This window comes from Pseudomonas oryzihabitans (genome assembly GCF_014522265.1).
Classification (GTDB): Bacteria; Pseudomonadota; Gammaproteobacteria; order Pseudomonadales; family Pseudomonadaceae; genus Chryseomonas; species Chryseomonas aestiva.
In genome coordinates this window covers 3,248,689-3,263,188 of sequence record NZ_CP017024.1, presented here as the reverse complement: position 1 = coordinate 3,263,188, position 14,500 = coordinate 3,248,689, and the positions used below count along the sequence as shown (strand labels likewise).

Genomic DNA, 14,500 nt, shown 5'->3' with positions numbered 1-14,500 from the left:
AGCTGTTGAAGAAAGTCTCCGGACGCCTGGAGATCAAAAACGCTGATGAGCGCCGTGCCGTCCCGACTCGCCAAGCCGTGTTGCACAGCGAAGAGTTCAAAGCACTTTGGGATCGAATCAAGCATCAGACGACCTATCGCGTTGACTTCAACAACGAACAGCTGATCACCGACTGCATCGACAATCTGCAGAAAGCACCAGCAGTGTTCCGCCCTCGCCTGCAATGGCGCAAAGCGGATTTAGCCATCGGCAAGTCGGGCGTGGAAGCTAATGAGAAAAAAGGTGCTTACACCGTCACCCTGGACGAGAGCGATATCGAGCTGCCGGACATTCTGACCGACCTGCAGGATCGCACACAGCTCACTCGCCGCACCCTTGTGCGCATCCTCACTGAGAGCAAGCGCCTAGATGACTTCAAGCGTAACCCCCAGCAGTTCATTGAGCTGGCGGGCGAAATCATCAACCGCTGCAAGCGCCTGGCGTTGGTGGACGGCATCAGGTACGTGAAGCTGGGCGAAGACAGTTTCTATGCCCAGGAGCTATTCGAGCAGCAAGAGCTCACCGGCTACCTGAAAAACATGCTGCTCAACACCGAAAAATCCGTCTACGAGCACGTGGTCTACGACTCAGCCATCGAGCGCGACTTCGCTCAAGCACTCGAAAACAACGACGCCGTGAAGGTGTATGCCAAGCTGCCAGGCTGGTTCCGCATCCCCACGCCACTAGGCAGCTACAACCCCGACTGGGCAATACTGGTTGAGCAAGACGGTGCCGAACGCCTCTACTTTGTGGTGGAAACCAAAAGCAGCTTGTTCAATGATGACCTTCGCCCTATTGAGCAAGCCAAGATCGACTGCGGTACCGCTCATTTCAAACTACTTGCAACGGATGAAGCCAGCTTCCGCTTCGGTCGAGCCAGTAGTTTGGATGACGTGATTACGGGCGCGCTGAGTTAGATAAGTTGGATCAAATACTTAGTCAGTACTATCAATTGCTGCTAAGTACCTGATGACGTTTGAAGATAAAAAGCAGGTGCGCGCAAGCGCATCAGCTTGACGCCCTATGACCCACATCGCCTTCCTAGGTTAGATCTTCCCATAAGGGATAAAGCCGTATCGTCCTTGTCAGGATCTCCGCTGTTCAGCAGGCTCCCCGCTGATAGCCCGCGCAGTCAGCACGGTCAGCACGGTCAGCACGGTCAGCACGGTCAGCACGGTGATGTCGCGAGCTGAATGGGTAGAGGAATCACTGATGGTCGTCATAAGCCAATCTCAATGGGCAACCAAAACGCCTACTCCCTAGAGTCCGCCAAAAACAAGCAGGCATAAAAAAACCCAGTCACCGCTAAGTGACTGGGTTTTCTATATTTGGTCGGGACGGAGTGATTCGAACACTCGACCCCTTGCACCCCATGCAAGTGCGCTACCAGGCTGCGCTACGCCCCGACTGTGTTCCTCTAGGGAACGGCGTGCATCTTACTGCAACGCTTTGATTAGTGGAAGCTTTTTTTTCACTTCTTCAGTACGACGAGGACTTCTTCGAGTTCGCTGATCATCTGGCGGATGAGCTGGTGGTACTGCGAACCCTCGTCGCGGGTCTCGTCGCCCTGGGTGAGGCGCTGGCGCGCCCCGCCGATGGTGAAGCCTTCGTTGTACAGCAGAGAGCGGATCTGGCGGATCATCAGCACGTCGTGGCGCTGGTAGTAGCGCCGGTTGCCGCGGCGCTTCACCGGGTTCAGCTGGGGAAATTCCTGCTCCCAGTAGCGCAGCACGTGCGGCTTGACCAGGCAAAGGTCGCTCACCTCACCGATGGTGAAGTAGCGCTTGCCCGGTATGACCGGCAGTTCGTCGTTATGACTTGGTTCCAGCATAGGCCTCGACCCTGGCTTTGAGTTTCTGCCCGGGGCGGAAGGTCACCACACGGCGAGCCGTGATGGGTATTTCCTCCCCTGTCTTGGGATTGCGTCCGGGGCGCTGGCGCTTGTCGCGCAGGTCGAAGTTGCCGAAACCGGACAACTTGACCTGCTCGTTGCTTTCGAGCGCATGACGAATTTCTTCGAAGAACAGTTCGACCAATTCCTTGGCTTCACGTTTGTTCAGACCGAGCTCTTCAAACAGACGTTCGGCCATCTCAGCTTTCGTCAGGGCCCCCATGCACTATTTCCTTAAGGTGGCGTTGAACCTTCTTTCCAGAGAAACGAGGATTTTCTGCGTCGTTTCGTTGACTTCTTCATCGGTTAATGTGCGCGATGGATGTTGCAAGGTCAAGCCGATGGCGACGCTTTTTCTATGTGGATCAATACCTTTGCCTTGGTAGACGTCGAACAGACGCAGCTCCTTGAGGCCTTCTCCGGCGTTTTCGCGGATGTCGGCCAGGAGGTCGCCCGCGGCTACGGTTTCGTCCACCACCAGCGCCAGGTCACGACGCACTTCCGGGAAGCGCGACAGCTCGCCAAAGCGCGGCAGGCTGCCAGTGGTCAGAGCATCCAGCACCAGCTCGAAGAGGAACACCGGACGATCCACGTCCAGCTCGCGTGCCACTTCCGGATGCAGGGCGCCCAGGTAGCCGACTGGCTGCCCTGCCCTTTCGATCAGCGCGGTCTGCCCCGGGTGCAAGGCCGGATGCTCGCCTGCGACGAAGCGGAAGTCATTACCTGCACCGGACTGCGCCAGCAGCGCCTCGACATCGGCCTTGACGTCGAAGAAGTCCACCGCCTCACGCCCGGACGACCAGCTCTCCGGCAGACGCGAACCGCAGACGGCGCCAGCCAGGACGTTTTCCTGTACCAGGCCGTCCAGCTGACCGACGAATCTCAGACCCGACTCGAACAGCCGGACGCGGTCCTGCTGACGGTTGAGGTTGTACTGCACGGCCTTGACCAGACCCGGCCACAGCGACGAGCGCATGGCGGCCATGTCGGTGGAGATGGGATTGGCGAGCATTACCGGCTGGGCCTCAGGGGCGAACAGACGGAAGGTCTTTTCGTCGATGAAGCTGTAGGTGATGGCTTCCTGGTAACCACGGGCCACCAGCAGGCGACGCAGCTGGCTCAGCTCGCCCTTGCTCTCGGGCAGGGGCTGCGGCGCCAGGCGCGCCTGGGGGAAGCGGATCGGCAGCTGGTTGTAGCCATAGAGGCGCGCCAGTTCTTCGATGAGGTCCACTTCGATGCTGATGTCGAACCTGTGGCTGGGTACGCCCACCTGCCAGCGACCGGCCTCCAGGCGGGCTACGGCCAGACCCAGGCCGCTGAGCAGACGCTCGACTTGGGCATCATCCAGGGTCAGACCCAGGACGCGCTCGATGCGCTCGGCGCGCAGCAGGATCGGCTCGACCTGCGGCAGGTGCTCGGCATTCACCGCCTCGATCACCGGACCCGGTTCACCGCCGACGATGTCCAGTAGCAGGCGGGTCGCGCGCTCCATGGCCTTGCGTGCCAGCTCGAAGTCCACGCCCCGCTCGAAGCGGTGGGAGGAATCGGTGTGCAGGCCATAGGAACGGGCCTTGCCGGCCACGGCGATGGTGTCGAAGAAGGCGCTCTCCAGGAACAGGTCACGGGTACCGGCAGCAACGCCGCTGTGCTCGCCCCCCATGACGCCGGCGATGGCCAGGGCGCGTTCGTGGTCGGCGATCACCAGGGTGTCGTTGCGCAGTTCGATGTCCTGGCCATCCAGGAGCACCAGGCGCTCGCCGGCATCGGCCAGGCGCACGCGGATGCCGCCCTTGATCTGGTCAAGATCGAAGGCATGCATGGGCTGACCCAGTTCGAGCATCACGTAGTTGGTGACGTCGACGGCGGCGTCGATGCTGCGCACGCCACTGCGGCGCAGGCGCTCGACCATCCAGTCCGGCGTGGGACGGGACAAGTCGACGTTCTTGACTACACGACCCAGGTAGCGCGGGCAGGCCTGGGGCGCCAGCACCTCGACCGGACGGGTTTCCTCGTGCGTAGCCGCTACGGCCTCGACCTGCAGGGGCTCGACTTGGGCGTTGTACAGGGCACCCACTTCCCGCGCCAGACCGGCGATGGACAGGCAGTCGCCGCGGTTCGGGGTCAGGTCGACGTCGATGATGGCGTCGTCCAGCTGCAGGTAGCTGCGAATGCTCTCGCCCACCGGCGCAGCGGCCGGCAGCTCCAGCAGGCCGCTGTTGTCGTCGCTGATCTGCAGTTCGCTGGCTGAGCAGAGCATGCCGTGGGATTCCACGCCGCGCAGCTTGGCCTTCTTGATGGTGAAGTCACCGGGCAGGGTGGCGCCGACGGTGGCGAAAGGCACCTTCAGGCCCGCGCGCACATTGGGTGCGCCGCAGACCACCTGGAAGGACTCCTGGCCGTTGCTGACCTGGCAGACATTGAGCTTGTCGGCATCGGGATGACGCTCGACGGAAACCACCTCGCCGACGATGACGCCCTGGAAGCTCCCGGCCGCCGCTTCGACGCCGTCCACTTCCAGGCCGGCCATGGACAGCCGGGCAACCAGATCCTCGTGCGTAGCCGCAGGGTTCACCCAGCTACGCAGCCATTGTTCACTGAATTTCATAGGACTCCCGTCTGGCAGCTAGCGGAATTGCGCCAGGAAGCGCAGATCGTTGTCGAAGAAGAGGCGCAGGTCGTTGACCCCATAGCGCAGCATGGCCAGGCGCTCGGCGCCCATGCCGAAGGCGAAGCCCTGGTATTTCTCCGGATCGATGCCGGCCATGCGCAGGACGTTGGGATGGACCATGCCGCAGCCCAGCACCTCGAGCCAGCGCGAAGCCGGTTCGCCATCGCGACTCGGGCGGCGGATGTCCACCTCGGCCGACGGCTCGGTGAAGGGGAAGTAGGAGGGACGGAAGCGGACTTCCAGCTCTTCCTCGAAGAATTCGCGCAGGAAGGTCACCAGGGTGCTCTTGAGATCGGCGAAGCTGACCTCCTCGTCGATCACCAGGCCTTCGACCTGATGGAACATCGGCGAGTGGGTCTGATCGCTGTCGCAGCGATAGACACGACCTGGGCAGATGATGCGGATCGGCGGCTGCTGGCTCTCCATGGTGCGGATCTGCACCGGCGAGGTATGGGTGCGCAGCAGCATGTTGGCGTTGAAATAGAAGGTGTCGTGCATCGCCCGCGCCGGGTGGTGGCCGGGAATGTTGAGCGCTTCGAAGTTGTGGTAGTCGTCTTCGATCTCGGGACCGGTGGCGACGCCATAGCCGATGTTGGCGAACAGGCGCTCGATACGCTCCAGGGTGCGGGTGACGGGATGCAGGCCACCGGAGGCCTGGCCGCGCCCGGGCAAGGTCACGTCGATGCGTTCCGCGGCGAGGCGAGCGGCCAGGGCGGCCTGCTCCAGCGTCGCCTTGCGGCTGTTGATTGCGTCCTGGACACGTTCCTTGGCGGCGTTGATCAGCGCGCCAGCCTGGGGACGCTCCTCCGCGGTGAGGTGGCCCAGGGTCTTCATGATCTGGGTCAGCTCACCCTTCTTGCCCAGGTAATTGACCCGGAGCTGTTCCAGGGCATTGGTGTCTTCGGTGTGCCGCACGGCCTCCAGTGCTTGGGAGACCAGCGCATCCAGGTTTTCCATCTAGGGACTCCAGATACAAAATAGGGGAAGAGCTATGAGGCTCTTCCCCTATTGATAACGTTGCTTCGCGCCAGAGACGCGAGATTGCCGGGGGCTTAAGCCAGCGAAGCTTTAGCTTTCTCGACAATCGCAGCAAACGCCGCTTTTTCGTTCACGGCCAGATCGGCCAGTACCTTACGGTCGATCTCGATGGCCGCTTTTTTCAGGCCGGCGATCAGACGGCTGTAGGACAGACCGTTGATACGAGCACCAGCGTTGATACGAGCGATCCACAGAGCGCGGAACTGACGCTTCTTCTGACGGCGGTCGCGGTAGGCGTATTGGCCTGCCTTGATTACCGCTTGCTTAGCGACGCGGAAGACGCGCGAACGGGCACCGTAGTAGCCTTTTGCGAGCTTCAGGATTTTCTTGTGACGGCGACGAGCGATAACGCCACGCTTAACACGAGCCATGAGTAACTTCCTTTAAATTCTTAACCAGGATTAACGAAGGCGCAGCATGCGCTCGACCTTTTGGACGTCGGATGCATGCATCAGCGACGTACCGCGCAGCTGACGCTTACGCTTGGTGGTCATCTTGGTCAGAATGTGGCTCTTGAAAGCGTGCTTGTGCTTGATGCCACCAGCAGTTTTCACGAAGCGCTTCGCAGCGCCGCTTTTGGTTTTCATCTTTGGCATGTTCGGATACTCCGCATTGAGTGATTACGCATAACAGCAAGGCCTGCCAGTGCCCTGGTAGTTACTTTTTCTTCTTGGGGGCGATGACCATGATGAGTTGGCGTCCTTCCATCTTAGGATGCTGCTCAACGGCGCCGTGTTCGACGAGGTCAGCTTCGACCCGCTTCAACAGCTCCATGCCCAGCTCCTGGTGGGCCATCTCCCGGCCGCGGAATCTCAACGAGACCTTGGCCTTGTCCCCCTCGGTTAGGAAACGTACCAGGTTGCGTAGTTTTACCTGGTAATCCCCTTCTTCCGTCCCTGGACGAAACTTGATTTCTTTGACCTGAGCCTGCTTCTGGTTCTTCTTCGCCGCCGCGACTTGCTTCTTCTTCTCGAAGACGTGCTTGCCGTAGTCCATGATCCGGCAGACCGGAGGTAGGGCGTCGGCGGTGATTTCCACCAGATCCAGCTTGGCGTCTTCAGCAGCCTGCAGGGCCTCCTGGATGGAGACGATGCCTACTTGCTGACCATCGGCGCCAATAAGGCGAACTTCCCGGGCGGTGATATTTTCGTTGATCGGTGCCCGGGGTGCGGCTCGCTTGTCTTGTCTCATGTCACGCTGCTTGATAGTGATTACTCCGAATCTTGCCGGCCACGCCGGGAAACCGCTTGCGTGAGCAGCTCGCGGAAACGCTCGACGGGCATGGAGCCTAGGTCAACGCCTTCACGGGTACGCACGGCAACGGATCGTGTCTCAACCTCCCGGTCTCCAATAACCAGGAGATAGGGAACCTTGAGCAAAGTATGCTCACGGATTTTAAAGCCGATCTTCTCGTTTCTCAAGTCGGCTTTGGCTCGGAAGCCCTCAGCGTTCAATTCGCCGACGACCTGCTGGGCAAAATCGGCCTGCTTGTCGGTGATATTGAGCACCACCGCCTGGGTCGGAGCGAGCCACGCCGGGAACAGACCGGCATAGTGCTCGATGAGCATGCCGATGAAACGCTCGAAGGAACCGAGGATGGCGCGGTGCAGCATCACTGGACGCTGACGGCTGTTGTCCTCGGAGATGTAGCTGGCATCGAGACGCTCCGGGAGGTTCGGATCGTATTGCAGGGTACCACACTGCCATTGACGACCCAGGCAGTCCTTGAGGGTGAATTCGATCTTCGGCCCGTAGAAGGCGCCCTCGCCCGGCTGGTATTCCCAGTCCAGACCCGAGGCATCCAGCGCATCGGCCAGGGCCTTCTCGGCGCGATCCCACAGCTCTTCGGAACCGACGCGTTTGGCCGGCCGGGTGGAGAGCTTCATGATCACGTCGGTGAAACCGAAGTCGGCATAGACCTGCAGGGTCAGCTTGATGAAGTTGTCGGCTTCCTGCTTGACCTGCTCTTCCGTGCAGAAGATGTGGGCGTCATCCTGGGTGAAGCCGCGCACGCGCATGATGCCGTGCAAGGCACCGGACGGCTCATTGCGGTGGCAGGCACCGAATTCGGCCAGGCGCAGCGGCAGGTCGCGGTAGGACTTCAGGCCCTGGTTGAACACCTGCACATGGCAGGGGCAGTTCATCGGCTTGATCGCGAAGTCACGACTTTCCGAGGCCGTGGTGAACATGCCTTCGGCGTAGTTGGACCAGTGACCCGAACGCTCCCACAGAACGCGATCGACCACCTGGGGCGTCTTGATCTCCTGGTAGCCGTGGTCGCGCTGGACCTTGCGCATGTACTGCTCGAGCACCTGGTAGACGGTCCAGCCATTGGCGTGCCAGAACACCATGCCGGGCGCTTCTTCCTGCAGGTGGAAGAGGTCGAGCTGCTTGCCGATGCGACGATGGTCGCGCTTCTCGGCTTCCTCGATGCGCTGGATATAGGCCGCCAGCTGCTTCTTGTCCGCCCAGGCGGTGCCATAGATGCGCTGCAGCTGTTCGTTCTTGGCGTCGCCACGCCAGTAGGCGCCGGACAGCTTGGTCAGCTTGAACGCCTTGAGGAAACGGGTGTTGGGCACATGGGGGCCCCGGCACATGTCGACGTATTCCTCGTGGTAGTACAGGCCCATGGCCTGCTCCTCGGGCATGTCGTCGATCAGGCGCAGCTTGTACTCCTCACCCCGGGCCTTGAACACCTCGATGACCTCGGCGCGCGGCGTCATCTTCTTGATGACGTCGTAGTCCTTGTCGATCAGCTCGCGCATCCGCGTCTCGATGGCCGAGAGGTCATCGAGGGTAAAGGGACGCTCGAAGGCGATGTCGTAGTAGAAGCCCTCATCGATCACCGGACCAATGACCATCCTGGCGGTCGGGAACAGCTGCTTGACCGCATGACCCACCAGGTGGGCGCAGGAGTGGCGGATGATCTCCAGACCGTCCTCGTCCTTGGCGGTGATGATCTGCAGGTTGGCATCCTGCTCGATGAGATCGCTGGCATCGCGCAGCTGGCCGTCGACGCGACCGGCGATGGTGGCCTTGGCAAGACCGGCACCAATGGACTGGGCGACTTCGGCTACGGTGACGGGCTTGTCGAATGGACGTTGGCTACCGTCAGGGAGAGTAATGACAGGCATGGCGCCTCCTCAACTCAGTGGTGACCCATACCAAGGGCCACATGGTGGGATTGGCCAGTAAGCAGCCGCACCGCTGGAAATCCCGCCGCACAGTGGCAGGGCCGCAAGGCATTCCGGGCGACGCGAAAGGATCACTGGAAAGTTTGGGACGGAAATCCTTTCAGAAACTGAGACCTAGCGCAACCTCGCAAGGGACTGTCATCTACCTAGCGCGCCGCATCGGGGTACTTCTTGAGGAACTGCTTCTGCATTTCCTGGCAGTTTTCCATCAGCGCCTGGCGATCGGCCGGCGAGGTGTCCGCGGCGTTGGCCCGCGCCAGGCACTGGTCGATGGCCTGCTGCTCGTTGGCGCGGCTGACCGGCGTCGCATTGTGGCGATAGACGTAGATGATGGAGCCGAAGACCACGACCGCGAACAGGATCGACAGCAGGATCAATCCCAGGCAACCACCCTTGCCGATCTGCCGGCCTTCACCACCCTGCGTCATGACTTGCTCCTCGCGGTAACGGGCCCTGCTCGCGCCTGGCGAAGCAACGAAGCCCAAGAAAAATCATCCGTCAGTCTACGTGAAAACCCGGGGCCTCACGACCGAGGCAAGCGGTCACACCCCTATTCGAATGATCCACGGAAGACCGACGTGGACTTCCGAAAAGTTTTACCGCGCAAAACAAAATTATGCCGGACTCGATCAAATACTCACCTTGATTAATGCGCAGCAAGATCACCCAGATTAGCCAAGCGAACTCGTTCAGCAGCTATTCAAGAAAGCTCCGCTTTTATTAATCCAGTGTTAAGCGATACGGCGGAGTATCGATTCCAGGCACTGCAGAACCTGGTTCTGGTACCTGAGCGATAGCCTTACTTCAATTGCATATCCGCTGGAGGCAGCAAATGAACGTCAAGAATAAACTGGCAAAGAGCATGCTGGTCGTCGCCATCGTAGCCGCCTGCTCGTCTGCGGCCATCGCCGCGAACCAAGCCCCCTCGGCAAACGAACTGGGCAGCTTCCAGGCCCTGTCCACCCAGGGGCAACGGGCCTTCACCGACATCTCCGCGGCACGCCTGGAGCTCTTCCAGGGGCAAACTAAGCAAGCGGTGTCCCATGTCAAGGACGCCCAGCAGGCACTCAAACTGGCGCAGTCGGATAATACCGCGCTGAAAAAAGCCGCGAGTGAATTACAGGTCAAGGATAATCACGGCAAGGCCGATACCAGTACCACCGTAACCTCCTGGTTACCTATCTGGGGCGATACCGTGGTGCAGGACAGTTATATGGCCAGCCCGCAGAAAGTTAAGGCAGTGGCCGATGCCAATAACAAACTCAAACATGGCGACGCCAAGGGTGCTGCGGAAACCCTGCGCCTGGCCGATGTGGATATCGATACGGCCATTGCCCTGGCACCGCTCAAGCAGACCATGACGGACGTCGACCAGGCGGCCAAGCAACTGGCCAGCGACAAGTTCTATGAGGCCAACCTGACGCTCAAGCAGGTTCAGGATGGCGTGCGCTATGCCTCGACGGCCCTGGACTTCACGGCGAACAAGCACGGGCTGCAGCCGGCAGGCTCCTTCACCGAGACCGTCACCCCGAGCAGTTGATGGCTTGGGACGCACAACAGGGCGATCGCAAGGTCGCCCGGTTAAACGACTCCATGCCCGGCAAGTCCGCCTCGATCACGGCGTACAGCACAGGCAAACACGAAAAGGGCGATCTCTCGGATCGCCCTTTCTATTACCCGCCACCGATGGGAATTTCGTTTTGCCAGGTCCAGCTGCCCCAAACCCATACCCCTCCCCGCATAAGCCTTGGCGACAGCTGTCCACAGCCGCCGGCACCTAAAACTTCAAGGCGCCAGACAGGGGCTGCCGCTGCAGGAAAGGCAGTCGGTGTGCAGATGACACCCAGGCCTGTTGGCGCGTTGCAGCTCCACTTCGCCCACAAGTTCGTACAGGCCTTCACCTCCCCGCAGGCAGAGCTACCAGGCCCCGCCGATACCTCCCCGCCAGGCGGCTGCCAACGCTCGGATCAAACATGGTCATCCAGCTCTGCGCATATCGTCCTGAAATGCACGATTGTGCGTAATCTTGCTTAATCATGCATGATCAGCTAACACTGGTATGAGGTGTGATTACCCCTACTGCCGTCTTATTTCGGAGCCTCACCAATGCAACATGTGCAACTCGCCGCCCAACAGCCTTCGGGAGCGATCGAGCAATGGGCGACCCGCGCCGGCTTCCTCATTGCGGGTTCGGCCATGGCCGCGTGGGCACCCCTGGTGCCCGTCGCCAAGGCGAGGATCGGCGCCGATGATTCGACGCTTGGCCTCCTGCTGCTTTGCCTGGGCCTGGGATCCATTGTCGCGATGCCCATCGTCGGCATCCTCGCCAGCCGCTTCGGATGCCGTGCGGTGATCGCGACCAGCTCGGTGGCACTGGCGCTGGTGCTGCCGCTGCTTGCGGTCGCCGATTCGCTTCTCGGCATGGCCATAGCCCTGGCCCTGTTCGGGGCCAGCGTTGGCGCTCTGGATGTCGCAATCAACATCCAGGCCGTGATGGTCGAGAAGGACAGCGGGCGCAACATGATGTCCGGCTTCCACGGCCTGTTCAGTGTCGGCGGGATCGTCGGCGCCGGCGGCATGAGCGTTCTGCTGGGGGCTGGAATCCAACCGCTGGTTGCGACCCTGGTGTTCAGCGCGTTGTTGATCCTTCTACTCGCGGCCTCAATCAAGGGTCTGCTGCCCTACGGCAATCATGACGCCGGGCATACTCCGCTGTTCACGTTGCCGCGCGGGATCGTCGCCTTCATCGGCCTGCTCTGTTTTCTGATCTTTCTCGGCGAAGGCGCGATCCTGGACTGGAGCGCCCTGTTCCTGATCGATGCGCATGGTGTAGAGCCGGCGCAGGCCGGCTTCGGTTACACGGTATTCGCACTGGCGATGACCATCGGCCGCCTGACCGGCGACTGGATCGTGAAGACGCTGGGCGGCCTGAAAGTGGTCGTAGGCGGCGGTCTACTCGCCGCGGCAGGCTTCCTGATGGCGGTCTTGGCACCTACCCAGCCCCTTGCCTTCGCAGGCTTTCTGCTGGTTGGCCTCGGGGCGTCCAACATCGTCCCCGTGCTCTTCAGTGCCGCCGGAAGGCAGACCCGGATGCCCGCAAGCCACGCCATTGCAGCGATCACCACAATCGGCTACGCCGGCATTCTCTTTGGCCCGGCCGCCATCGGCTTCGTAGCGCAGCATTGGAGCCTGAGTGCCGCGCTGCTGCTGGTTGGTGGCGGGATGGCATTCGTGGCGCTCACATGGCCGATGACTGCCCGGCAGCGAGACGCCTAGCGCCTCGCCTTCTTGGGGGCAAAGACCCTGGCCAGCAGCACGCCGTTGGAATGACTCAGGTCATGAAGCATGCCGAGCAGCAGCGCCAGCGGCTTGCCGAGAGGGCCTAGTGGCTACTCAAGGGCAGCTGCGACGGTGGAATGGCGGTGCCGCGCTATTAATCATCAGCCCAAATCGCCAGGACGGATCTGAAGTCCTGACCACTTTGCTAATCCACCCCAAACGAAAAAAGGCGACCCTTTCGGATCGCCTTTTTTCTTACCCGCCAGCAGTGCGGGTTTTGTTTGGTAGGCACGATTGGATTCGAACCAACGACCCCCACCATGTCAAGGTGGTGCTCTAACCAACTGAGCTACGTGCCTGCTGTGGGTGCGCATTCTACAGCGCGGGACTTTAGCGTCAAGCCCTTTTTTCAGCTAAACGCCTGAAAACGTGAAATTTTTTTGAAGGCTAGGACACCCGCCGGGCGGGACGCCGCGGATAGAGCAGGATAGAAAGCCAGAGCGCGAGGGTTTCCACCGTCACCGCCAAAGCCAATCCCAGCCCTATTCCCCAGCCGATGGCTTCGGGGGTAAGCACCACCTGATAGCGATACTGCTGCAGGGTCTCGTCGCGCAGTTCGCTGTTGGGCGACACCAGGATGTGCCAGGCCCGCTGGTACCAGGGCCCCTGCAGCGCCTGCCACTCTTCGTTGAACAGCGCATTACGACGTATCAGTATGCCGAGACTGTCGGCATCGCTGCGAAAGACCGGATCGTCACTGGCCTGGTAATGCGCCAACAGACCCTCGAGACTGCCCTCGAAGTACTGCTGCGCGGTCCGTCTGAAACCGCTCAGGGCCTGATCGGACTCCAGGCGATGGGCATCCACGCGCTGCTCGTAGTCGAGCATGAAGCCGGGAATCTGTACCCCTACCAGCAAGGCCAGGGTAAACAACAGCAGACGAATATAACTGCGCAGCATCGTGGTGTGGCTTCCTGTCTAGACGCGGCCCTGGGAGACGATCTCGCCATCCCACCAGAGATGCCATTCCCCTGGCTGGTGCAGGGTCCAGACCTCGTCGGAGGTCAACGGCTCGGTGGCGATGATGGTGACGACGTCGTTGGGCGAGGTCTCGGCCTTGAAGTCGATGTGGACTTCCGCATCGCGCAACTGGGCCGGACCGAAGGGGGCGCGGCGGGTGATATGGGCCAGCTTGGTGGTGCAGAAGCTGAACAGCCAGTCGCCGTCGCTGAGCAGGCAGTTGAAGACGCCCTTCTTGCGAAAGCCATCGCAGGCATTCACCAGCTGCGGCAACAGCATCTCCACCGGGACGGGTTCGGGAAAGCGCTCGCGGACCTGATCCAGCAGGCTGCAAAAGGCCGTCTCGCTGTCGGTATCGCCCACCGGCCGGTAGAAGCGCGGCTCGGGATGGAAATCCTGCAGCTGGCCGTTATGGGCAAAGCTCCAGTAGCGTCCACCCAGTTCCCGCACGAAGGGATGGGTGTTGGCCAGATTGACCGACCCGACGTTGGCGTGACGGATATGGCCGATTACCGTATGGCTCTTGATCGGGTAGCCCTGGACCAGCTTGGCCACCTCGGAATCGGCGCCTGGCAGGGCATCCTTGAACAGGTGCAGTCCCCTGCCCTCGTAGAAGGCCACGCCCCAGCCATCCCGATGCGGACCGGTGCGGCCGCCGCGCTGCATGAGGCCCTGGAGACTGAAGACCAGATCCGTGGGCACGTTGGCACTCATGCCCAGCAATTCGCACATGTCCGTCCCTCCGGGGTGGCTGCCTGGTTCAACGGCGGCTGCAGCCGCTGCCCTTCGCCAGCATGCTGAAGGGGTCACGTCCCGGGCGCAAGCCTGGATTACAGGCGGGGTTCGACGCGCTCGCCACGTCCCCGGGGTTCGCGGCGCTCGACCGGGGCTGCCGGGGCCCGCGGGGCCACCGGCGATTCCGGTTGCGGATCATCCGTCGGCGCCGCTGCGGCGACCGGCGCCGGACGCGGATGGGAGCGCCGGTACAGCCAGCGACAGAGGACGAAGATCAGATAGAGCACTATGCCAATGGTGCCGGCGGCCGCCAGGTTGGCCACGGCCGACCAGGCGCTGTTGCCCACCTTGAACACCAGATCCAGCACCGTCACGGCGATCGCCGGGGCGTAGAGGCCATGCTCGGCATCCACCAGGGCCGGCGTCACCAGCAGCACGGCCACCACCAGCCGGATGGGTTCGCGCAGCCAGCGCCAGAGCCAGCCGGTGGCCTTGAAAGACACCACCAACAGCAGCAGCGCGGCGATGGCGTAGACGGCCCAGGCGATCAGGTACTCTTGCTCGGTCATTGCGATCCATGGCGATAGCGGAAAGGAGAAGCCTATGATAGCGGTTTTGCCCCGCCCGCGTGCTCTT

At 61.3% G+C, this 14,500-nt stretch carries 16 protein-coding genes and 2 tRNA genes; 3 read left to right on the top strand and 15 right to left on the bottom strand.

Annotated elements, in window-relative coordinates; translation table 11 throughout:
* The first annotated feature begins 5 nt into the window (after nt 1-5).
* Entirely contained in the window at nt 6-956 is a 951-nt protein-coding gene (locus BGI51_RS23525; protein ID WP_252977085.1) for a hypothetical protein, read from the top strand.
* A gap of 168 nt (nt 957-1,124) precedes the next feature.
* Here BGI51_RS23525 and BGI51_RS15060 read toward each other — a convergent pair whose 3' ends face one another.
* The 11 genes from BGI51_RS15060 to BGI51_RS15010 form a co-directional block, all read right to left on the bottom strand.
* Nucleotides 1,125-1,262 carry a hypothetical protein gene (locus BGI51_RS15060; protein ID WP_187978836.1) on the bottom strand — a complete coding sequence of 46 codons (138 nt, stop codon included), beginning with the start codon at nt 1,260-1,262 and terminating at the stop codon, nt 1,125-1,127.
* 106 nt (nt 1,263-1,368) lie between these two features.
* Nucleotides 1,369-1,445: transfer RNA gene (locus tag BGI51_RS15055), tRNA-Pro, on the bottom strand.
* A 65-nt stretch (nt 1,446-1,510) separates the two neighbouring features.
* Nucleotides 1,511-1,870, bottom strand: a complete 360-nt coding sequence (locus BGI51_RS15050; RefSeq protein WP_007159195.1) for a MerR family transcriptional regulator — start codon at nt 1,868-1,870, stop codon at nt 1,511-1,513.
* Nucleotides 1,851-2,153 carry an integration host factor subunit alpha gene (gene ihfA / locus BGI51_RS15045; protein ID WP_007159196.1) on the bottom strand — a complete coding sequence of 101 codons (303 nt, stop codon included), beginning with the start codon at nt 2,151-2,153 and terminating at the stop codon, nt 1,851-1,853. Before ihfA ends, BGI51_RS15050 begins: the two co-directional genes overlap by 20 nt.
* Before the next feature lie 3 nt (nt 2,154-2,156).
* Nucleotides 2,157-4,535 carry a phenylalanine--tRNA ligase subunit beta gene (gene pheT / locus BGI51_RS15040; protein ID WP_187978835.1) on the bottom strand — a complete coding sequence of 793 codons (2,379 nt, stop codon included), beginning with the start codon at nt 4,533-4,535 and terminating at the stop codon, nt 2,157-2,159.
* A gap of 18 nt (nt 4,536-4,553) precedes the next feature.
* Entirely contained in the window at nt 4,554-5,555 is a 1,002-nt protein-coding gene (gene pheS / locus BGI51_RS15035; RefSeq protein ID WP_017638834.1) for a phenylalanine--tRNA ligase subunit alpha, read from the bottom strand.
* 95 nt (nt 5,556-5,650) lie between these two features.
* On the bottom strand, nt 5,651-6,007 hold the full coding sequence (gene rplT, locus BGI51_RS15030; protein ID WP_007159199.1) for a 50S ribosomal protein L20: 357 nt from the start codon (nt 6,005-6,007) through the stop codon (nt 5,651-5,653).
* Between the two features lie 30 nt (nt 6,008-6,037).
* Nucleotides 6,038-6,232, bottom strand: a complete 195-nt coding sequence (gene rpmI, locus BGI51_RS15025; RefSeq protein ID WP_007159200.1) for a 50S ribosomal protein L35 — start codon at nt 6,230-6,232, stop codon at nt 6,038-6,040.
* Between the two features lie 61 nt (nt 6,233-6,293).
* Nucleotides 6,294-6,827 (bottom strand): translation initiation factor IF-3, encoded by a 534-nt coding sequence (gene infC / locus BGI51_RS15020; protein WP_158891979.1) that lies wholly within the window; start codon nt 6,825-6,827, stop codon nt 6,294-6,296.
* A 20-nt stretch (nt 6,828-6,847) separates the two neighbouring features.
* Nucleotides 6,848-8,770 (bottom strand): threonine--tRNA ligase, encoded by a 1,923-nt coding sequence (gene thrS, locus BGI51_RS15015; protein ID WP_187978834.1) that lies wholly within the window; start codon nt 8,768-8,770, stop codon nt 6,848-6,850.
* 206 nt (nt 8,771-8,976) lie between these two features.
* Complete coding sequence (locus BGI51_RS15010; RefSeq protein ID WP_158891983.1) at nt 8,977-9,258, bottom strand: hypothetical protein; 282 nt, start codon at nt 9,256-9,258, stop codon at nt 8,977-8,979.
* Nucleotides 9,259-9,662: 404 nt separating this feature from the next.
* On the opposite strand from BGI51_RS15010, the gene BGI51_RS15005 reads away from it, so the two are divergent.
* Together BGI51_RS15005 and BGI51_RS15000 are read left to right on the top strand one after the other, a co-directional pair.
* Complete coding sequence (locus BGI51_RS15005; protein WP_187978833.1) at nt 9,663-10,370, top strand: YfdX family protein; 708 nt, start codon at nt 9,663-9,665, stop codon at nt 10,368-10,370.
* Nucleotides 10,371-10,936: 566 nt separating this feature from the next.
* A complete protein-coding gene (locus BGI51_RS15000; RefSeq protein ID WP_187978832.1) occupies nt 10,937-12,106 on the top strand; it encodes an MFS transporter in 1,170 nt (389 codons plus the stop codon).
* 285 nt (nt 12,107-12,391) lie between these two features.
* Here BGI51_RS15000 and BGI51_RS14995 read toward each other — a convergent pair.
* The 4 genes from BGI51_RS14995 to BGI51_RS14980 form a co-directional block, all read right to left on the bottom strand.
* Nucleotides 12,392-12,468: transfer RNA gene (locus tag BGI51_RS14995), tRNA-Val, on the bottom strand.
* 88 nt (nt 12,469-12,556) lie between these two features.
* The gene (locus tag BGI51_RS14990) at nt 12,557-13,069 is read right to left on the bottom strand and encodes a DUF2937 family protein (RefSeq protein WP_187978831.1); all 513 of its coding nucleotides are present in this window, start codon (nt 13,067-13,069) and stop codon (nt 12,557-12,559) included.
* Between the two features lie 18 nt (nt 13,070-13,087).
* Nucleotides 13,088-13,861, bottom strand: coding sequence for a class II glutamine amidotransferase (locus BGI51_RS14985; protein ID WP_158891991.1), 774 nt, complete (start codon nt 13,859-13,861; stop codon nt 13,088-13,090).
* A 98-nt stretch (nt 13,862-13,959) separates the two neighbouring features.
* Complete coding sequence (locus BGI51_RS14980) at nt 13,960-14,433, bottom strand: MFS transporter (protein WP_187978830.1); 474 nt, start codon at nt 14,431-14,433, stop codon at nt 13,960-13,962.
* Nucleotides 14,434-14,500: the final 67 nt, after the last annotated feature.